Raw genomic sequence first — 19,839 nt, forward strand, 5'->3', positions numbered from 1 at the left:
GCTCCCACAGGGGATCGGGAGTGTTTTCATGACCGGGCTCATTTGACCTCCGGCGGCGTGGTGAAGGTGTGATACGGCGCCGGCGAAGGAATGCTCCACTCCAGCCCTTCGGCGCCATCCCACGGCTTGGCCGGCGCCGGCTTACCGCCCCGGATGCACTTGATCACGATAAACAGGAAGAAGATCTGCGTGGCGCCGAACATAAAGGCGCCAATCGACGACACCATGTTGAAGTCGGCGAACTGCAGGTTGTAGTCCGGCACCCGCCGTGGCATGCCGGCCAGCCCCACGAAGTGCATCGGGAAGAACGCCATGTTCATCCCCACGAACGACAGCCAGAAGTGCAGCTTGCCCAGGGTTTCGTCGTACATATGGCCGGTCCATTTCGGCAGCCAGTAGTAAGCCGAGGCGAAGATCCCGAAGATCGCTCCAGGCACCAGTACGTAATGGAAATGCGCCACCACAAAGTAGGTGTCGTGGTACTGGAAGTCCGCTGGGGCAATCGCCAGCATCAGCCCGGAAAAGCCGCCGATGGTGAACAGGATCACAAAGGCCACGGCAAACAGCATGGGCGTCTCGAACGTCAGCGAGCCTTGCCACATGGTGCTGACCCAGTTGAACACCTTGACCCCGGTGGGCACCGCGATCAGCAGGGTGGCGTACATGAAGAACAGCTCGCCCACCAGCGGAATACCCACCACGAACATGTGGTGCGCCCACACGATAAACGACAGGAACGCGATGCTCGCCGTGGCGTAGACCATCGAGGTGTAGCCAAACAGCGGCTTGCGCGAAAAGGTCGGGATGATCGAGCTGACGGCACCGAAGGCCGGCAGGATCATGATGTACACCTCAGGATGGCCGAAGAACCAGAACACATGCTGGAACAACACCGGGTCACCACCGCCGGCAGCGCTGAAGAAGCTGGTGCCGAAGTGGATATCCATCAGCATCATCGTCACGCAACCGGCCAGCACCGGCATCACCGCAATCAGCAGGAAGGCGGTGATCAGCCAGGTCCAGACGAACAGCGGCATCTTCATCAGGGTCATGCCCGGTGCGCGCAGGTTGAGGATGGTGGCGACCACGTTGATCGCGCCCATGATCGAGCTGATACCCATCAGGTGGATGGCAAAGATAAAGAACGTCACGCTTTCCGGGGCGTAGGTGGTGGAAAGCGGCGCGTAGAAGGTCCAGCCAAAATTCGGCCCGCCACCGGGGGTGAACAGGGTCGAGACCAGCAGCAGGAACGCCGCCGGCAGCAGCCAGAAGCTGAAGTTGTTCATGCGCGGCAAGGCCATGTCCGGCGCGCCGATCATCAGTGGGATCATCCAGTTGGCCAGGCCGACAAACGCCGGCATCACCGCGCCAAACACCATGATCAAGCCATGCATGGTGGTCATCTGGTTGAAGAACGCCGGCTCGACGATCTGCAAGCCCGGCTGGAACAACTCGGCACGGATCACCATGGCGAACGAGCCGCCGAGCAGGAACATGGCGAAGCTGAACCACAGGTACATGGTCCCGATGTCTTTGTGGTTGGTGGTCAGCACCCAGCGCATCAGGCCCTTGGCGGGACCGTGGGCGTGGTCAGCGGCATGACCGTGGTCATCGATCACAGTGCTCATGGCCGTTCTCCTGCAAGCGGATGGGCGGGGCGGTTCAGGGCATACGCAATGAAGAGGTTCATTTGCTTTCCGCCTGTTTGATGGCCAGCACGTCTTTGGGCGTGACCATGTCGCCTTTGTTGTTGCCCCAGGCGTTACGCTCGTAGGTCACGACCGCCGCAATATCGACTTCCGACAGTTGTTTGCCAAAGGCCGCCATCGCCGTACCGGGCTTACCGTGGTAGACGATGCTCAGGTGGTCTGCCGCCGGTCCAGTGGCGATTTTCGAGCCTTTGAGCGCCGGGAACATCGGCGGTAGGCCCTGGCCTTCGGCCTGGTGACAGGCCACGCAGGTGGTGTGGTAGACCTTGTCGCCACGGGCCACCAGCTCTTCGCGCGTCCACTCTTTGGAGGTCAGCTCCTTGAGCTTGGCGGCTTCCTCCTTGCGCTCGCCAAGCCAGGTTTCGTAGTCGGCCTTGGACTTGACCTCGACCACGATGGGCATGAAGCCGTGATCCTTGCCGCACAGCTCCGCGCACTGGCCACGGTAGATGCCGGGCTTCTCGACCCGGGTCCAGGCCTCGTTGACGAAGCCTGGGATCGCATCGCGCTTGACCGCAAACGCCGGCACCCACCACGAATGGATCACGTCGGCGGCCGTCACCAAAAAGCGCACCTTGGCGCCCACCGGCAGCACCAGCGGTTGGTCGACTTCCAGCAGATAGTGTTCGCCCTTGGTGGCCTGGTTATGGATCTGCTCGGCGGGAGTGGCCAGGTTGCTGAAGAACTCGACGTCCTGGCCCAGGTACTTGTAGTGCCACTTCCACTGGTAGCCGGTGACCTGGATATCGATATCCGATTCACTGCTGTCGTAGATGTTGATCAGGGTCTTGGTCGCCGGAATGGCCATGGCGACGAGGATCAGCAAGGGCACCACCGTCCAGAGAATCTCGACCGTCGTGCTTTCGTGGAACTTGGCCGCCACCTGGCCCGTGGAGCGTCGATGCACAATCATCGACCAGAACATGGCGCCAAACACGATGATGCCGATCACCACACAGATCCAGAAAATGGTCATGTGCAGGTCGAACACGGCGTGACTGACTTCAGTGGCCCCTGGTGCCATATTCACCGTCCAGGCGGCTTGCGCCTGGCTGAATACTGACCACAAGAGTAAGCCCATCCAAACATGTGGATGTCGCGTCATTGCGGGTTCCCCTTATCGTTCTTGTTATCCCGCCGGTTTGCACCTGCGGCCAAGGGGGCGGCTTCCAAACTGCTTACATCCGCCAAGCCTTGCCTGCCTAATGCAGTCGGGCGTCATCAGCTAATTGCGTACAAACCCGAGTATAGACAGCGACTGCGACCCCGCAATGTGTGGGGACAAATCAGTAAAAAGAGACGAACGGCATTGGCCGGCCAGCAGATTCAGGGCCTATCCGACGAACGATGGCATTTCGATATAACAGCGGCGCATAACCATGAAATAATTATGACAAATGCGTCTTAGGGGCTCGTATAAACGAGCTACCTTATGCAATCCCCTTTCCTACGCCCGTATTCCTGGAGCTTTCATGAACACCGCCGCATTGCGCGAGCAGATTTCCCGTGCCCATCAACACGAAGCGTCCACCGGCCAATTGGCTAAACAACTGGACGCACAGTTGCCACACCTGCACTCGGCCATTTCCCTGGCCGACGGTGATCGCAATGCCGTGATGACGCGTTTCGTCACCGCCTACATCGACCAGGTCCCGGACCTGCTGGACGCCGCCAACGACGTGGCCCGGGAAGCCGGGATTGAAAGCCAGATCAAGCCGGTGCTGAAAATCGCCGAGCATTTCTTTCTACAGCCGCCGGCGATCCTGACGGCCCATGAAGGCCTCAACGGCCTGTTGGACGAGGCCTACCTGGCCCACCGACTGGTGGAAGAAGTAAACGATCTGTATATCAAGCATTTCGGCCAGCCGTTGATTCCGGCAGACACCACCGTTGCCAACGTGATTGCCCACCAACTGATCGGCGAAGATTTCGCCAATCAGCTGGATGAAGCCGTGCACCTGGCGGTGGATGAAATGCTCAATGAAGAGAGCTTCGCCCTGGAGTCCGTCGAGGCCTATCGCGAACAGCTCAAGAGCCCGGCAACGGAAGCCGCGTGGAAGCGCTGGCCGTGCCTGTCGCGCCAATTGGGCGTGGAGTTGGAGCTGGATCAGCCAGCCTGAATTTCCGGCCTGGCGCAGAACAAAGTGTGGGAGCGGGCAAGTCGAATCGTCGCAGCGCCGCTCCCACATTTTTTTATCCGGTTTCGTCAGCCCACTGACGGGGCCGAACCAATCCGCGTCGTGGTACGTATCCGCCCTTCCAACCTGCGCTTCAACCCGCGCGCCTCGATCACCAACTTCGAGCCCTTGGCCGCATTGGCCCGCCCCCATTCCTCCAGCAACTCCAGGCACGAGTGATCCACGTAGCTCAGGTTATTGAGCGGCACATGCACCGTGGTCCCCGCCGGCACAGTCGCCAGCACCTGGGTCAATGCGGGCACCTTGAGAAAGGTCGCCGCACCGGTCAATCGCAACTCCATCTCACCGTCCTGGGGCAGGTCGATCAGGCTGACTTTCAACCGTGAAGCCTTCCACGCCAGTTTGACCAGGGTCAGGCCGAAGCCCACCAGCACTCCCGTCAGCAAATCGGTGAAGATGATCGCCAGGGCCGTGGCGGCGTAGGTGAACATCGGCATCCGGCCATAACGCGCCAGGCCACGGAACGCCTTGAGGTCCACCAGCTTGATGCCGGTGTACACCAGCACCCCCGCCAGGCTCGCCACCGGAATGCTTTGCAGCACGCTCGACAACAGCAATACGAAGGCCAGTAGCCAAAGGCCGTGGAACATCGCCGACAAGCGCGTGGTTGCCCCCGCCTGGACGTTGGCCGAGCTGCGCACGATCACCCCGGTCATGGGCAATGCACCCACCAGACCGCAGAGCATGTTGCCTACACCCTGAGCGGATAGTTCCTTATCGAAGTCCGAGCGTTGGCCGTTATGCATGCGGTCCACTGCTGCCGCCGAGAGCAGAGTTTCGGCACTGGCAATAAAGGCTACCGCGAAGGCCGCAATCAGCAGGTTGGGATCGGCCAGGTTCAGCAGGTCGCTGGGGCGCAACCAATAAATGGCATCGGCGAGGTTTTCCGGCACCTCCACGCGCTTGACCTGCAAGGCCAGCGCCAGGCTGGTCACGGTCGCCAGGCCCACGCCAAGCAATGCGCCGGGGACAAAGCGCAGCTTTTGCGGGCGAAACCGGTCCCACAACCACATCACCAGCATGGTCGCCAAGCCCAGCAGGCCGGCTTGCCAACCGAGCCCGCCACCCAGGCTGGGAATGGCCTGGGCCACTGCGGCGGGGAAGCCCGCGAGGTTATCCAACCCCGAAGGCTTGGGCGCCCCATCGAGCATCACATGCACTTGCGACAGGACGATCAACACCCCGATCCCCGCCAGCATGCCGTAGACCACCGCCGGCGCCGTCACCCGGAACCAGCAGCCCAGGCGCAGGCGCCCGGCCACCAGTTGCAGGAAACCCGCCAAGAGCAGGATCGGCCCAAGCATCAGCATGCCGTGCTGGCGCACCAGTTCGAACACCAACACCGCCAAGCCGGCCGCCGGGCCGCTGACTTGCAGGGGCGAACCGGCCAGCCAGCCCACCACCAGGCCACCGATAATCCCGGTGATCAGCCCCTTGGCCGGTGGCATCCCGGATGCAATGGCGATCCCCATGCACAGGGGCAAGGCCACCAGAAACACCACCACCGAAGCCAACAGCTCCCGTGGCAGCACTGTTTTTAATTGAGCTGCACGCATGATGACTCTCCCGAGGCATTCGCCGGGCGTGGCAAGGCCTGGCTGCATCCATGGCAGCCATCGCATTACCCGGCAGGGGATTGTTTTAGAAGCGCGCTTTGGGCGTCGCCGAAGGGATCGGTCCGGACCCGCTCAGCGGCCGGAACGTGGCCTGGTCCGCATCGTAGGCTTTGATCTCGCTGGTCTCGATGTTGTAGATCCAGCCGTGGATGAACAAATGGCCGTTGGCCATGCGCGAAGCCACAGAGGGGTGGGTGCGCAAGTGTTGCAACTGGGCGATGACGTTTTCTTCGGTCAGCACCTGCATGCTTTCGCCTTCATTGGCGCAATCACAGTTGTCCTGGACCATGGTCTTGGCGACCTCGGCGTGGCGCAGCCAGGCTTTGACCGTGGGCATTTTTTCCAGGCTCTGGGGGTTGAGCACGGCCCGCATGGCGCCACAATCGGAGTGGCCGCAGACGATGATGTGCTGCACGCCAAGCGCCAGCACCGCGTACTCGATGGCCGTGGACACACCGCCGTTCATCTGCCCGTAAGGCGGCACGACGTTACCCACGTTACGGGTGACAAACAAATCGCCCGGGGAGCTCTGGGTGATCAGTTCCGGAACAATGCGCGAGTCGGCACAGGTGATAAACATCGCCCGTGGGCTCTGGGCCGTGGCGAGTTTCTTGAAGAGCTCTTCCTGCTGGGGAAAGACCTCGTTATGGAAATGCAAAAAGCCATCAACGATGTGCTGCAGCGCTGCATCGGCGGACTCCGCCTCGTGAGGGGCTGAAGCCGACGCAGCCAACGGCTGTTTATCCTTGTCACTCATGATTCATCCTCGTGGTTGGGGCAGGAGAGTCTTGCAGTTGAGGTCGACGCGCGATCACCGGGAAACAACACATGCAAACCACCCAGCCAGCGCCGCCGACCCATCAGTCACTCAATGAACAAGGTACCTGCCGAAACTTAACTCAAACTGAATCAACCGCTCTATCTCGCGGGTTTCAGTGATATCAAAACGCGACCACCCTGGCCGGGAAACCCGCGCATTTGTATCAGTCTACAACAAAGCCAGCTGCCTGCCGGGTGGACAGAATGCACTGCAATCGAGATTGAAGCCCTCCCGCTGGTCAAGCCCCAAGCGCTTGATCGCCTTGGCAAATCGTTGCGCCAGCAGGTCGGCAAACGGTCCTTCACCGCGCATGCGCACACCGAAGCGGCTGTCATAGACTTCGCCACCGCGCACCTGGCGTACCAGGCTCATCACATGGGCCGCCCGTTGCGGGTAATGGGCCGCCAACCACTCCTCGAACAGCGGCGCCACCTCAAGGGGCAGGCGCAGCATCATATAGGCGGCGCTCTGCGCCCCGGCGGCATGGGCCTCGGCGAGCAGGCTTTCCAGTTCGCTGTCGTTGATCATCGGAATCATCGGCGAGCACAGCACGCCTACCGGGATCCCTGCCTCGCGCATCACCCGGATCGCCCGCAGCCGCGCCTTGGGCGCCGCTGCACGAGGCTCCAGGATGCGCTTGAGTTCGTCGTCCAGGCTGGTAAGGCTGATCATCACCGCCACCAGCCGCTGGCGGGCCAGTTCGGTGAGCAGGTCAAGGTCACGCAGGATCAACGAACCCTTGGTCACGATAGTCACCGGGTGGCGATAGCGCAGCAGCACTTGCAGGGTTTGCCGGGTGATCTGGTACTCGCGCTCGATGGGCTGGTACGGGTCCGTGTTGGAGCCCAGGTTGATCGGCGCGCACACATAACCGGGCTTGGACAATTGTTGCTCCAGCACCTGGGCGGCGTTGCTCTTGGCGATCAGCTTGGTTTCAAAGTCCAGGCCCGGGGACATGTCCCAATAGGCATGGCTGGGCCGCGCATAACAATAAATGCAACCGTGCTCACACCCCCGGTAAGGGTTGATGGAGCGGTCGAACAGCAGGTCCGGCGAGGTGTTGCGGGTGATGATGGTCTTCGCCGTCTCGATGCGCACTTCGGTGCCCTGGGTCGGCGGCACTTCCTGATACCAGCCGTCATCCTCGGCCACACTCACCGTGGGCGCGAAGCGATTGTGCAGGTTGGTGGCGGTGCCTCGCCCGCGCGGCGGCAGAGGAGTGGACATGAAAACGCCTCGATACTGTTTTTATATACAGTATCGAGGCGCAGCGTATCTGACCAGTGCCGTTGGGCGGCAAAGGCAAAATCAGTGACTCGTCACTTGCCCCAGATCGTCGCCCGAGGTGGTGTGTTTATCGCTTTTGCGCAGGTCGGCCACGTCACCAGCCTTCACCGGCGCGCCCTGGTTACCCCAGCTGCCCCGAATAAAACTGACCACATCCGCCACTTCCTGATCCGACAAGCGCCAGGCAAAGGCCGGCATGGTGAATGTAGAAGGCGCTGCGTGTGTGGCCGGCAGGGTTCCACCATTCAACACAATGTTGATCAACGATGTGGCATCCGCCGTCTGCAACACCGGGTTGCCCGCCAGCGCCGGGAACACCCGGGTGTAGCCATGGCCATCGGTGCGATGGCAGGCCGCGCAGTTGTCGATGTACACCGCAGCGCCCGGCTGGCTGTCATCGCCTTTCCATAAAGCCTCGGCCACCTGCTTGTCGTACTGGTGCGGCTGATCCTTGGGATCGACTGCCGGCAGGCTCTTGAGGTAACGGGCGATAGCGGTCAGGTCGTCTTCAGACATGTACTGCATGCTGTGGACTACAACGTCGCTCATGCCGCCAAACACCGCGCTGCGATCACTGCGACCGGTCTTGAGAAACTGCACCAGTTGCTCTTCGCTCCAACTGCCCAGGCCGTCCTTGTGGTCGCCGCGCAGGCTTTTGGCGATCCAGCCTTCCAGGGGCGCACTGCCGGACAGGAACGCCGCACCTTGCGACGCGCTCAGGGCCTTTTCCTGCATGGTCAGGGCTCGCGGGGTATGGCAGGCGCCACAGTGACCGAGGCCTTCCACTAGGTAGGCGCCACGGCTGATCACCGGGTCGGCATCGGCCGGAGCCTGATAGCCCGCCACCTCGGGCGCAAACATCCAACGCCATGCCGCCAGGGGCCAGCGCATGCTCAAGGGCCAGGGAATATCACTGTCCTGGTTCGCCTGGGCGACCGGCTCCACGCCTTTCATAAAGTACGCATACAGCGCCTGCATGTCGGTTTCGCTGACACGTGCGTAAGACGGGTAGGGCATCGCCGGGTAAAGGGTACTACCGCTTTTGGCGACACCATGGCGCACGGCTTTGTCGAAATCTTCAAAGCTGTAGTCCCCCAGGCCGGTTTTGTCCGGGGTGATGTTGGTTGAGTAGATCACGCCGATCGGGGTTTCCATCGCCAGGCCACCGGCAAACGGCTTGCCGCCCTTGGCGGTATGGCAGGCCACGCAGTCACCGGCGCGAGCCAGGTATTCGCCCTGTTTGACCAGATCAGTTTCAGCGGCGCTCACCGAGCAACTGCTGAACAGGGCCAGGGTTGCGATAACAAATGCTTTCATAGTCGTCGCTCCTTATGCCTGAACCAGCGGGCCGGGATTTTTCAGGTACTGCTCGCGTATCGCCCGGGCGGACCAATAGGTCAGCGCCGCCACCAGGCCCGTAGGGTTGTAGCCCAAGCCTTGTGGGAAAGCGGATGCGCCTGGGACAAACACGTTGTGCACATCCCAGCACTGCAGGTAGCGGTTCAACGCGCTGGTCTTCGGGTCGGTACCCATGATCGCGCCACCGTTGAGGTGCGTGGTCTGGTAAGACGCGGTGTTGAAGTGCTCGCCGACCTTCTTGCCGAGTACGGCAATCGCCTTGGGGTTCATCGCTTCGGCGATCTTGCCCATTTTCTCGACCATGAAGCGGTTCATCTTGATGTCGTTTTCCTGCCAGTCGAAGGTCATGCGCAGCAACGGCAGGCCGTAGGCATCACGGTAAACCGGGTCCAGATCGAGGTAGTTGCCCCGGTAGGATTGATGAGCGCCATGGGCGTCCATCGACACTTGGTGGGTGTAGTAATCGGCCGTGGCGCGCTTCCACGCACTGCCCCAGGCCGGCGTGCCCGGTGGGTTGGAGGTACCGGCAATCGGCCGGCTGCCCGCCTGGTTGACCCACATCGGCGAACCGCCGACGAAACCATGGGGGCCATGATCGAAGTTATCGGCGTTGAAGTCGTCCACCGCCACGCCATTGCCGCCAGCGCCGATGAAGTTGTTGGTGTGCACGTCTTTGTCGAAGTAGGCCTTGATGGTGGCCATGTTCTGGTAGGCGAAGTTCTTGCCCACCACCCCTTCGCCCGTGATCGGGTCGTAGGGCTTGCCGATGCCCGAGAGCAGCATCAGGCGCACGTTGTGGAACTGGAAGGCGCCAAGAATCACCAGGTCTGCCGGTTGCTCGATCTCCCGGCCCTGGGCGTCGATATAGGTCACGCCAGTGGCCTTGCGCTTGGTGCTGTCGAGATTGACTTTGAGCACGTGGGAATTTGGCCGCAGTTCAAAGTTCGGCACCTGGCGCAGGGCCGGCAGGATGTTCACGTTGGGCGATGCCTTGGAGTACATGTAGCAGACATACCCGCTGCAAAAACCACAGAAGTTGCACGGCCCCATCTGCGCGCCATAGGGATTGGTGTAAGGCCCCGAGGTATTGGCCGAAGGCAGATTGTAGGGCTTGTAGCCCACGGCAGTGGCGGCCTGCTGAAACAGCTGTGCCGAGTAGGTATTTTTCTGCGATTCCAGTGGGAAATGGCTGGAACGATCCGGCGCGTAAGGGTTGCCGCCCTTGCCTTCACCCACCAGTTGGCCCTTCACGGTCCAGGCCTGGCCGGAGGTGCCGAAGACCTTTTCGGCGTAGTCAAAGAACGGTTCCAGTTCTTCGTAGCTGACGCCGAAGTCCTGGATGGTCATGTCCTTGGGAATGAAGTTTTTGCCGTAGCGTTCTTCGTAGTGGCTGCGCATGCGCAGTTCGATAGGGTCCACCCGAAAATGCACGCCCGACCAGTGCAGGCCCGCGCCGCCTACGCCGTTGCCCGGCAGGAAAGCGCCCAACTGACGGTTGGGCAAGGCAATGTCATTCACGCTATGGCGAATGGTCACGGTTTCCTTGGAAATGTCCTGGAACAACTTTTTGCGCACGCTGTAGGTCAGTTCGTCGATCACTTGTGGGTAATTGCCGTCTGGGTAGGTGTCCTGCATCGGGCCGCGCTCCAGCGCTACCACGTGCAAGCCGGCTTCCGTCAGCTCCTTGGCCATGATCGCGCCAGTCCAGCCAAAGCCGACGATGACTGCATCCACTTTCTTCATGATGGTCGCCACGTTTATGCCCTCTCGCCACGGATGGAAACAGCCGGGAAGGGGTATTGCTCGTTGCGTTCAACCCAATCCATGAAATCGGCGCGGGCGCCGGGGAAGCCGATCATGGTCCAGCCGACCATGCCTTTGTTGCCGCCGTGGATCGGGTCGCAGAAGAACCCTTCCTTGGTGTTTTGCAGCAACAAGTTAAAGAAAATCTTCGGCGGGACCGCAGCGAAATGCTCGCCGGTTTCGGCACCTCCCGCCTCCAGGCGGCGCAGCAAATCATCCTGGGTAGCGCTGTCTTGCCCAGCAAATGTTTTACCGTTGAACGCTTTCGACCAGGAATCCGTGGCAGCAATACCCAGGCGATAGATCTCCTTGGGCACCAGTTTGCTCTGCCAGCCCATCTCGGGCGGTGCGTCGGCATTGAACGGGCCTTGCATGAACCACAGGGCGCCGCTGGCGTAGGGCGTGTTCATCTGCCGGTCGATGTATTCCGGCGCACCGGCTTCCAGGGCACCTGGGCCTTGGGCATCTGCGGGGATCAGGCGCGCGACGGCCGCGTTGATGAAGGCCCATTCCTCAGCGGTGAAGTAACTGGGCTCGTAGGCCTTTTCGCTGGTAGGTGCCTTGGCCGGGCTGGCCTGGACAGGCTCGGGCGTGGCCATCAGCATCGAGCCGCCAAGGCCGGTGCTGGCAACCGTGACCACCGGGATCAAGGTCAAGGATTTGCGCAAAAAGTCACGCCGGGGGTTGTCTCGATCTTGATCAGACATGGTGGCACCTCATCATGTGGTCACGGGTTTGAGCAGTCGCTTCATGGAGCGGCTTGTCGTTGTGGATGTAATCAATGGTTACAAATGATAGCAGGCTAAGGAATGCAGGAATCGTTTCAGCCAGGAAAATCGAGAAATGCGCGCAAAAAAAGTGGGAACAGGCTTGTGTAGGAGCTGGCTTGCCTGCGATGCAGACACCTCGGTGTATCAGTGACACCGAGGTGATGCTATCGCTGGCAAGCCAGCTCCTACATGAGCCTGTTCCCACAGGTTGGACGGAGTGAGGTCCGTCAGTCTTTTTTCAGCTTGGGATTAGGGAAGAACTGCACCGCCTGCACCTTGGGGTCCGCCGGCGCTTTCAACGCCGAGGTGTTGACCCGCGTGCCCAATTCCTTGGGCACCGACAAACCCTGGTCGTTGAGCGTGTCGGTATAGCCACAGGCCACGCATTCGCGATGGGGCACGCTGTCTTCGGTCCACATCTTCAACTTGTCCGGCTCGCTGCACGCCGGGCACACGGCGCCGGCGATAAATTGCTTTTTGGTGATCACAGGCCCGTCACTCATGCTGCCGCGTCCTCACTCAGGCCGCTGTGGCGCAAAAGTGCGTCAATCGACGGTGCGCGTCCGCGGAAGTCGACGAACAGCACCATCGGCGCCTGGGAGCCGCCACGGGCCAGGATCGCCTCGCGGAAGGCCCGGCCAGTCTCGGCATTGAGCACGCCGTCTTCTTCGAACTTGGAGAAGGCATCTGCCGACAACACTTCGGCCCACTTGTAGCTGTAGTACCCCGCCGCGTAACCGCCAGCGAAGATATGCGCAAAGCTGTTGGGGAAGCGGTTATAGGCCGGCGGACGCATCACCGACACCTCGTCGCGCACGCCTTCGAGCACCTGCGCCACGCTGCGGCCATCACCGTGGGTGGCATGCAGTTCAAAGTCGAACAGCGAGAATTCCAGCTGGCGCACCATCATCAGGCCAGACTGGAAGTTCTTCGCCGCGAGCATTTTTTGCAGCAGGTCCTGGGGCAGGGCTTCGCCGCTTTCGTAATGACCGGAAATCAGCGCCAGGCCTTCAGGTTCCCAGCACCAGTTCTCCATGAACTGGCTCGGCAACTCCACCGCGTCCCAGGCCACGCCGTTGATGCCGGACACGCCCGCGTGTTCGACGCGGGTCAGCAGGTGGTGCAGGCCGTGACCGAATTCGTGGAACAGGGTGGTGACTTCATCGTGGGTCAGCAGGGCTGGCTTGCCGCTGTCGGCCGGGGTGAAGTTGCACACCAGGTTGGCCACCGGGCTTTGCAGCACACCCTCGGCGGTGCGCCGACGATCCCGCGCGCCGTCCATCCAGGCACCGCCACGCTTGTTGGCGCGGGCATACAGGTCGAAGAAGAAGCGGCCGACGTGCTGGCCGTTTTCCTTGATTTCGAACAGGCGAACATCCGGGTGCCAGGTGTCGAAGCCTTTCTGCTCGGCGATCTCGATGCCGTACAGGCGCTGGACGATGGCAAACAGCCCGCCCAGCACTTTGTCGATCGGGAAGTAGGCACGCAGGGCTTCCTGGGACACGCTGTAGCGCTGTTCACGCAGCTTTTCACCGTAGAAACCACTGTCCCAGCTTTGCAGGTCATTGCAGCCTTGTTCGGCGGCGTAGGCCTTGAGCTGCTGCAGGTCCTGGGTGGCGAATGGCTTGCTGCGTTTGGCCAGGTCGCGTAGGAAACTCAGTACCTGGTCGCTGGATTCGGCCATTTTGGTGGCCAGGCTCAGTTCGGAGAAAGAGGCGAAACCGAGCAGTTGGGCCAGTTCCTGACGCAGGTCGAGGATCTGTTCCATCACCGGGCCGTTATCGTTCTGACCGGCATTCGGGCCCTGGTCCGACGCACGGGTGCAGTAGGCCGCGTAGATTTCTTCGCGCAGGGCGCGGTCGTGGGCGTAGGTCATCACCGCGTAGTAGCTGGGGAACTCCAGGCTGATCAGCCAGCCGTCGAGGCCTTTGGCCTGTGCCGCAGCCGCCATTTGCGCCTTGGCCGAGTCGGTCAGGCCGGCGAGGGTGGCTTCGTCGGTGACGTGCTTGGTCCAGGCCTGGGTGGCGTCGAGCAATTGGTTGGAGAACTTGCTGCCCAGTTCGGAGAGTTTGCTCTGCACCTCGGCGTAGCGCTTCTGCTGCTCAGGCGGCAGGTCGATACCCGACAGGCGGAAGTCGCGCAGTGCGTGCTCCAGAATGGTTTTTTGCGCCACGTCGAAACCGGCCGCTTGCGGGCTGTTGGCCAGGGCTTCGAAGGCCTGGAACAGTTCGCGGTTCTGGCCCATCTCCGTGGAATAGGCGCTCAATGCCGGCAGGCAGGCCTCATAGGCCTCACGCAGTTCAGCGCTGTTGCACACGGCATTGAGATGGCTGACCGGGCTCCAGGCGGCGCCCAGGCGGTCGTTGAGTTCATCCATGGCCAGGACCAGGCCGGCCCAGGTCGGACTTTTCCCCTGGCTTTGCAGGATGCCTTCGATGGCGACGCGGTTGTCGGCCAGGATCTGTTCGATGGCCGGTTGGACGTGCTCGGCACGGATCGCCGAGAACGGCGGCAGGTCGTAGGACTGCAAAAGAGGGTTGTTCGCGCTCACGGTTGGCACCTTGGCTGAAGAAACAGGTAAGACAAAGATGGGGCCATCTTAATTACAATCAACGTCCACCGCAGCTATCAACCAAACAGAGAGAGGCTATCGTGACCCTTCGCACCTATCAGAATCACACGCCAACCCTCGGCGCCGGGGCTTTCGTCGATGCTTCGGCGGTGGTGATCGGCGATGTTCAAATCGGCGCCGACAGCTCGGTCTGGCCGCTGACGGTGATTCGCGGCGACATGCACCGCATCCGCATCGGTGCACGCACCAGCGTGCAGGACGGCTGCGTGCTGCACATTACCCACGCCGGGCCCTTCAATCCTGACGGTTTCCCGCTGCTGATCGGCGACGATGTGACCATCGCCCACAAGGTCATGCTCCATGGCTGCACCGTCGGCAGTCGTATCCTGATCGGCATGGGCAGCATTGTGATGGACGGCGCGGTGGTTGAAGACGATGTGATCATCGGCGCCGGCAGCCTGGTGCCGCCGGGCAAGAAACTTGAAAGCGGTTTTTTGTATGTGGGCAGCCCGGTTAAACAAGTCCGCGCGCTTTCTGACAAGGAACGCGCCTTTTTCACCTACAGCGCAGCGAACTACGTGAAGCTCAAGGACCTGCACCTGGCAGAAGGATTCGACCGATGACCCTGGATTACCAAACCGTCCTGTTTGACCTGGACGGCACCCTGACCGATCCACGGGAAGGCATCACCCGCTCGATCCAGTACGCCTTGGCCAAGCTGGGCATCGATGAGCCGGACCTGACCAAGCTCGAACACTTTATCGGCCCGCCGCTGCTGCAAGCCTTTATGCAGTTCTACGATTTCGACGAGGCGCGGGCCTGGGAGGCGGTGAATTTCTATCGCGAGCGCTTCAAAGTCACCGGGCTCTATGAAAACCGGGTGTTCGATGGGGTCATGCCGTTGCTGGAGGAGCTCAATGCCCAGGGTCGCCAACTGTATGTGGCCACCTCCAAACCGTGGGAATTTGCCCGGGAGATCGCCCGGCATTTCGATTTCGCCAAGCACTTCAAGGTGATTTACGGCAGTGAATTGGACGGTACCCGCACCAACAAGGTCGAGCTGATCGCCCATTTGATGCGCGAGGAAGGCCTGGATCCGGCCAGTACCTTGATGATCGGCGACCGCAAGCACGACCTGATCGGCGCACGTAGCAACGGGCTGGATGCAGCGGCGGTGGGGTATGGGTTTGGTAGTTTTGCCGAGTTGAATGCTGAAGCGCCGCGCTGGCATTTTGAGACGCTGGAGGAGATGCATCAGGCGTTTTTGCGGCGGGCTTGAGACCGCTATCGCGGGCAGGCCCGCTCCCACATTGGACGGTGTTCACACATCAACATGTGGGAGCTGGCTTGCCTGCGATGAGGCCCTAAACGTCACCGCTTACCAACTGCCGCAACGCTAATTTGCGCTGTTCCACCGGCAAGCGCCCCAACTGCTCCACGGCGCCGTAGAACCTCAGCCAATCCCCGCCCTCCCGGCGAAACAACGCCGCAAACGCCGGTACCCACTGGTCATACAGCCCAAACGGCAACAACCGCGCATTGTTCATCGGCTGATTGACCCAGGCGTCATAACGGGGGTCGCCGCCCCACTGGCTGTCGCGCATCTGCCGATACTCACGGCGCAAGCGCTCGAATTCGGCCGCCTTGGCCTGGCGCATCGCATCTGCGGCCAACGGCTGCGCATACAGGCGCTCCAGGCGACTGCGGGTGTCGAGGATCAGTTGGATAAACTGGTCGCGCTGCTTCAGCGTCGATTCGCTTGCAGGCGCCAGGCCACGGGCCGCGCGCCATTGCCGGGTTCCTTCCTGCTCGACGAAGGTGGCAAACGACTCATTGAACTCCGTGTCGTCCTTCACATAAAAACGCTGGTGCGCCAGCTCGTGAAAAATCACCGTGGCCAGGCGCTCATCACCCCAGCGCATCATCGAACTCATGATCGGGTCATTGAACCAGCCGAGGGTGGAATAGGCCTCGACGCCGCCAATCGACACATCCATGCCACGCAGTTGCAACAACGCAGCCTCGCCCCGGGCCGCGCCCTGAGTGTAATAACCGCGATAGGCCACGCAGCCGGCAATCGGGAAACAATGGGTCTGGGGTAACAAAGAAAACTCTGATGTAGCAAAGACATTCCAGACTACGTACGGCCGGCCGATATCGGCGTAAAGGCGGTAGCTCTGGTTGTCGGGCAAATGCAACTGTTGGCTGGCAAAGGTGCGTGCCTTCTGGGATTGCGCCAAATGCTCACGCAACACTTGCGGGCGCGTCGGATCGGCGATCACCTTGGCCACCGGCTCCCGCGCCTGCAGCAGCTGCCATTGGCCGCTGGCCAACTGGCTGTAATAGCTGACACTGGAACAGCCACCGAGCAATAGGCACGTCAGCCCCGCCAATAAATGCCGCACCATCTCAAACCGCTCCACAATCTTTGGCCCGCCAGACTAACTGGCTGGCAGGGGTTATGCTCATACCATTCCTACGGTTGAGTGCCCACTATGCGTCAGCTCTTGCTTCCCTTGGCGGCGATTTTTCTCAGCGCCTGCGCCTCCACCCCGATCCCGCCAGCCGACCCGCAACAGGCCTGGGTCGATTTTGCCACCCCGACACCCGGCGCCAAGCTGGTCATGGCGCAACGCCTGGACGGCAAGGCCCTGGACGATGGGCGCTACTTCCAGGTGCCACCGGGCAGCCACGAGTTGATGGTGCGTTTTGATTTTGAAGTGTATGCCGGCGCAGGCCTGGGTGGCGGGCTGAACCAGCCCCAGGAGCGCACCTGTTTTATCACCCTGCAATACGACCAGTTCCAGGCCGGCCAGCGCTACCGCCTGGAAGGGCGCTCGCTGGGCTTCACCCCGAATATCCGGCTGTATGACGCCCAGCGTCAGTTGCTGGCCGAGGAACGCAGCGTCAACTGCATTCCCTGATCAGTCATCGTTGCGCTGGTAGATGATGCGCTTGGTGCCGTTTTCGCAGGAGCCGACGATCATGGCTTCGTCATGATTCTTGGCTTCTTCGGCGGTGATGATTTCCAGGGTGTAGGACGGGATTGCCTTGGCCTGTAGGCCGACTTCAATCTCTTTCCTGAGCTCTTCACAGTCTTTGGGCGCGGCCATTGCCGATGTGGCCAAAACACCGCAGATAATCGCCAAGGCAAAACGTTTCATGTGTGAAGCTCCCTAAATGCGCTGCGCACGGGTGTGCGCCAAAGGCTGCATGGGTATGAGACCACATTTGCGAAACGCGAGTTCTGATTTAACGCAGAACAAAATGTGGGGGCGAGCAAGCCCGCTCCCACATTGGACCTGCGCAGATCAGTTGACGAGGGTGCCATCCAGGGTGATGGTGGCGTTCAGCACCTTGGACACTGGGCATCCTTCCTTGGCCTTCTTGCTCAGTTCATCGAACTGCGCCTGGCTCGCGCCGGGGATCTTGGCCTTGAGGATCAGGTGGACTGCGGTGATCGCAAAACCACCGTCCACCTGGTCCAGGGTCACTTCGGCCTGGGTGTCGATACTGTCAGCCTTGAGGCCGGCATCGCCAAGAATCATGGAAAAGGCCATGGAGAAGCAGCCGGCATGGGCCGCGCCGATCAGTTCTTCAGGGTTGGTACCCTTGCCACCTTCGAAACGTGCCTTGAAGCCGTAGGGGGCTTCGCGCAATACGCCGGTTTCGGTCGAGATCGAGCCCAGACCGGTTTTCAGGTCGCCTTCCCAGTGTGCGGAGGCTTTTTTCACGATACTCATAGCGTTCTCCCAAGCAGTGGTTGTGCATCAGTAAGGTTCTGAGGATAGAACCTCTGGCAAAGTTCACCCTGTCGGAAAAACCAAGCGGGCAAGTAGGAAATTTCATGTCCGCTATTGAATCTCGGGTATATGCCCTCATTGCATAGGGCATGCACATGAAGCGGCAGGTTTTGGTTCGTCACAAGCCTGCGCCCCTATGGAGAAGCAGGCTTATGAAACCACTGTCCGATGTGAAGTTCTCGACCCTCGACCTGGTACCGGTGCGCGCCAATGGCAGCCCGGCGCAGTCGTTGCGCAATTCCCTGGACCTGGCCCAGCACGTGGAAAAGCTCGGCTACACCCGCTTCTGGGTGGCCGAGCACCACAATATGGATGGCATCGCCAGCTCCGCGACCTCGGTGCTGCTCGGCTACCTGGCCGGTGGCACTTCGACTATCCGGGTCGGCGCAGGCGGCGTGATGCTGCCCAACCATGCGCCACTGGTGATCGCTGAACAGTTCGGCACCCTGGAAAGCCTGTACCCCGGCCGGATCGACCTGGGCCTGGGCCGCGCACCTGGCTCAGACCAGATGACCGCCCGCGCCCTGCGCCGCGAGCGCTCCGGCAGCGCCGATGACTTCCCGGAAGATGTGGCCGAGTTGATGGCCTACCTGGGCCCGCGCACCCCCGACCAACGGGTGATCGCCGTACCGGGCACCGGCACCAACGTCCCGGTGTGGCTGCTCGGTTCCAGCCTGTTCAGCGCCCAACTGGCCGGCGAGCGCGGTTTGCCCTACGCCTTCGCCTCCCATTTCGCACCGCGCATGATGCATGAGGCGATTCGCGTCTATCGCAATCACTTCAAGCCTTCGGCAGTGCTCGACAAGCCCTATGTGATGCTCGGTGTGCCGCTGGTGGCCGCTGATACCGATGAGCAGGCCAATTACCTGGCCACCTCGGTCTACCAGCGAATTCTCGCGCTGATGCGTGGGCAAAGCCTGGTGCAACGCCCGCCGGTCGACAGCATGGACGGCCTGTGGCTGCCCCATGAGAAGGACGCGGTAGGCAGTTTCCTAGGCCTGGCGATGGTAGGCAGCCCGGCGAAGATTCGCGCCAAACTGGAGGTGTTGATCGAGCAGACGGGCGCCGATGAGCTGATCTTTACCTGCGACCTGTACGAACATGCTGATCGGATTCGTTCCTATGAGCTACTGGCCCAGGTGATGAAAGGCTGATCGGCAGGGATAAAAAAACCGACGCTCTGGCGTCGGTTTTTATGTCTGCCGCACGGGATCACCTACGGTTGTAGACGATTTCCTTGGTACCACCTTCGCAACTGCCGACCACTTCGCCGTTGGTTGCGCTGCCTTTTTCGACAATTTCCAGGGTGTACCCGGACGCACCATTGGCCTGGATCTTGGCGTCGATTTCGCTTTTCAGCTCGCCACAATCCTTGCCAGCCGCCAGGGCTGTACCTGCCAGGCTCAACAAACCTACCGCTAACAGAAACTTTTTCATCCGTTACTTTCCTTGCGCTGATCAAAAAATGTACGCCGACGCATAGGGCATCGGCGCCCAAAGGGTGTAGCGCAGGTTATGGCAATCGGCCAGCGTGCAAGTTCAACCAACCCCGTCAACTATTGGCAATACGAAAGCCCACCTTGAGTGTCACCTGGAAGTGCGCGGCCTTGCCGTCCTTGATGTGGCCACGGGTTTCGGTGACCTCAAACCACTCCAGGTGCTTGATGCTCTTGCTGGCCTCGGCCAGGGCATTGTTGATGGCGTCCTCGATGCTGGTTGGGGACGAGCCCACCAGTTCGACTTTCTTGTAGGTGTGATGATCAGTCATGAGTGTTCTCCTGGGTCGATTAATGAAGCCTAGCAGTGATTCTTCTTACTGCTTCTGGCGACTCTTCTCACTTGAAAGTTCAGATTTACTGCACTTTCTGAAACCCCCGCAGTCGGAATCAACACACGTTACTC

The 19,839-nt window shown here is 60.8% G+C and carries 20 protein-coding genes; 5 read left to right on the plus strand and 15 right to left on the minus strand.

The window, feature by feature from the left end; genetic code table 11:
• Positions 1-38: 38 nt before the first annotated feature.
• A complete protein-coding gene (gene ctaD / locus HBO12_RS09115) occupies positions 39-1,628 on the minus strand; it encodes a cytochrome c oxidase subunit I (protein WP_038444815.1) in 1,590 nt (529 codons plus the stop codon).
• Positions 1,629-1,686: 58 nt separating this feature from the next.
• A complete protein-coding gene (coxB, locus tag HBO12_RS09120) occupies positions 1,687-2,814 on the minus strand; it encodes a cytochrome c oxidase subunit II (RefSeq protein ID WP_169954105.1) in 1,128 nt (375 codons plus the stop codon).
• A 367-nt stretch (positions 2,815-3,181) separates the two neighbouring features.
• Between coxB and HBO12_RS09125 the strand changes: the two genes are divergently transcribed.
• Positions 3,182-3,829 (plus strand): hypothetical protein, encoded by a 648-nt coding sequence (locus HBO12_RS09125; RefSeq protein ID WP_169954104.1) that lies wholly within the window; start codon positions 3,182-3,184, stop codon positions 3,827-3,829.
• 86 nt (positions 3,830-3,915) lie between these two features.
• Here the strand turns inward: HBO12_RS09125 and HBO12_RS09130 are convergent, their stop codons facing one another.
• From HBO12_RS09130 to prlC, 8 genes are all read right to left on the minus strand, one after another.
• Entirely contained in the window at positions 3,916-5,463 is a 1,548-nt protein-coding gene (locus tag HBO12_RS09130) for a SulP family inorganic anion transporter (RefSeq protein WP_170041985.1), read from the minus strand.
• Between the two features lie 85 nt (positions 5,464-5,548).
• Positions 5,549-6,280 (minus strand): carbonic anhydrase, encoded by a 732-nt coding sequence (locus HBO12_RS09135; RefSeq protein ID WP_057957895.1) that lies wholly within the window; start codon positions 6,278-6,280, stop codon positions 5,549-5,551.
• A gap of 231 nt (positions 6,281-6,511) precedes the next feature.
• Positions 6,512-7,570: a PA0069 family radical SAM protein gene (locus tag HBO12_RS09140; RefSeq protein WP_170041986.1), complete on the minus strand. Its 1,059-nt coding sequence runs from the start codon at positions 7,568-7,570 to the stop codon at positions 6,512-6,514.
• A gap of 81 nt (positions 7,571-7,651) precedes the next feature.
• Positions 7,652-8,947 (minus strand): c-type cytochrome, encoded by a 1,296-nt coding sequence (locus HBO12_RS09145; protein ID WP_169954101.1) that lies wholly within the window; start codon positions 8,945-8,947, stop codon positions 7,652-7,654.
• Between the two features lie 12 nt (positions 8,948-8,959).
• Entirely contained in the window at positions 8,960-10,744 is a 1,785-nt protein-coding gene (locus tag HBO12_RS09150) for a GMC oxidoreductase (RefSeq protein WP_169954100.1), read from the minus strand.
• Positions 10,745-10,746: 2 nt separating this feature from the next.
• Positions 10,747-11,499: a gluconate 2-dehydrogenase subunit 3 family protein gene (locus HBO12_RS09155; protein WP_170041987.1), complete on the minus strand. Its 753-nt coding sequence runs from the start codon at positions 11,497-11,499 to the stop codon at positions 10,747-10,749.
• A 290-nt stretch (positions 11,500-11,789) separates the two neighbouring features.
• Positions 11,790-12,065: a YheV family putative zinc ribbon protein gene (locus HBO12_RS09160; protein WP_029290288.1), complete on the minus strand. Its 276-nt coding sequence runs from the start codon at positions 12,063-12,065 to the stop codon at positions 11,790-11,792.
• Positions 12,062-14,113, minus strand: a complete 2,052-nt coding sequence (gene prlC / locus HBO12_RS09165) for an oligopeptidase A (RefSeq protein ID WP_170041988.1) — start codon at positions 14,111-14,113, stop codon at positions 12,062-12,064. The genes HBO12_RS09160 and prlC overlap by 4 nt, the downstream gene beginning before the upstream one ends.
• A 101-nt stretch (positions 14,114-14,214) precedes the next feature.
• Here prlC and HBO12_RS09170 point away from each other — a divergent pair, with 101 nt between their 5' ends.
• A complete protein-coding gene (locus HBO12_RS09170; protein ID WP_170041989.1) occupies positions 14,215-14,757 on the plus strand; it encodes a gamma carbonic anhydrase family protein in 543 nt (180 codons plus the stop codon).
• Entirely contained in the window at positions 14,754-15,413 is a 660-nt protein-coding gene (locus HBO12_RS09175) for an HAD family hydrolase (protein ID WP_169954096.1), read from the plus strand. Before HBO12_RS09170 ends, HBO12_RS09175 begins: the two co-directional genes overlap by 4 nt.
• A gap of 85 nt (positions 15,414-15,498) precedes the next feature.
• Here HBO12_RS09175 and HBO12_RS09180 read toward each other — a convergent pair whose 3' ends face one another.
• Positions 15,499-16,542 (minus strand): aminopeptidase, encoded by a 1,044-nt coding sequence (locus HBO12_RS09180; protein WP_170041990.1) that lies wholly within the window; start codon positions 16,540-16,542, stop codon positions 15,499-15,501.
• 87 nt (positions 16,543-16,629) lie between these two features.
• On the opposite strand from HBO12_RS09180, the gene HBO12_RS09185 reads away from it, so the two are divergent.
• A complete protein-coding gene (locus HBO12_RS09185) occupies positions 16,630-17,058 on the plus strand; it encodes a PA0061/PA0062 family lipoprotein (protein WP_170041991.1) in 429 nt (142 codons plus the stop codon).
• Here HBO12_RS09185 and HBO12_RS09190 read toward each other — a convergent pair whose 3' ends face one another.
• On the minus strand, positions 17,059-17,298 hold the full coding sequence (locus HBO12_RS09190) for a DUF1161 domain-containing protein (protein ID WP_057439267.1): 240 nt from the start codon (positions 17,296-17,298) through the stop codon (positions 17,059-17,061). It abuts the gene before it with no gap.
• 147 nt (positions 17,299-17,445) lie between these two features.
• Positions 17,446-17,877 (minus strand): OsmC family protein, encoded by a 432-nt coding sequence (locus tag HBO12_RS09195; protein ID WP_003170750.1) that lies wholly within the window; start codon positions 17,875-17,877, stop codon positions 17,446-17,448.
• Positions 17,878-18,089: 212 nt separating this feature from the next.
• Between HBO12_RS09195 and HBO12_RS09200 the strand changes: the two genes are divergently transcribed.
• A complete protein-coding gene (locus tag HBO12_RS09200; RefSeq protein WP_170041992.1) occupies positions 18,090-19,091 on the plus strand; it encodes an LLM class flavin-dependent oxidoreductase in 1,002 nt (333 codons plus the stop codon).
• 58 nt (positions 19,092-19,149) lie between these two features.
• Here HBO12_RS09200 and HBO12_RS09205 read toward each other — a convergent pair whose 3' ends face one another.
• Together HBO12_RS09205 and HBO12_RS09210 are read right to left on the minus strand one after the other, a co-directional pair.
• The gene (locus tag HBO12_RS09205) at positions 19,150-19,374 is read right to left on the minus strand and encodes a DUF1161 domain-containing protein (protein WP_169954092.1); all 225 of its coding nucleotides are present in this window, start codon (positions 19,372-19,374) and stop codon (positions 19,150-19,152) included.
• A 115-nt stretch (positions 19,375-19,489) separates the two neighbouring features.
• Positions 19,490-19,705, minus strand: a complete 216-nt coding sequence (locus HBO12_RS09210; protein WP_029290270.1) for a dodecin — start codon at positions 19,703-19,705, stop codon at positions 19,490-19,492.
• Between the last annotated feature and the right edge of the window lie 134 nt (positions 19,706-19,839).

Source organism: Pseudomonas sp. WS 5059 (assembly GCF_012985525.1).
Lineage (GTDB): Bacteria > Pseudomonadota > Gammaproteobacteria > Pseudomonadales > Pseudomonadaceae > Aquipseudomonas.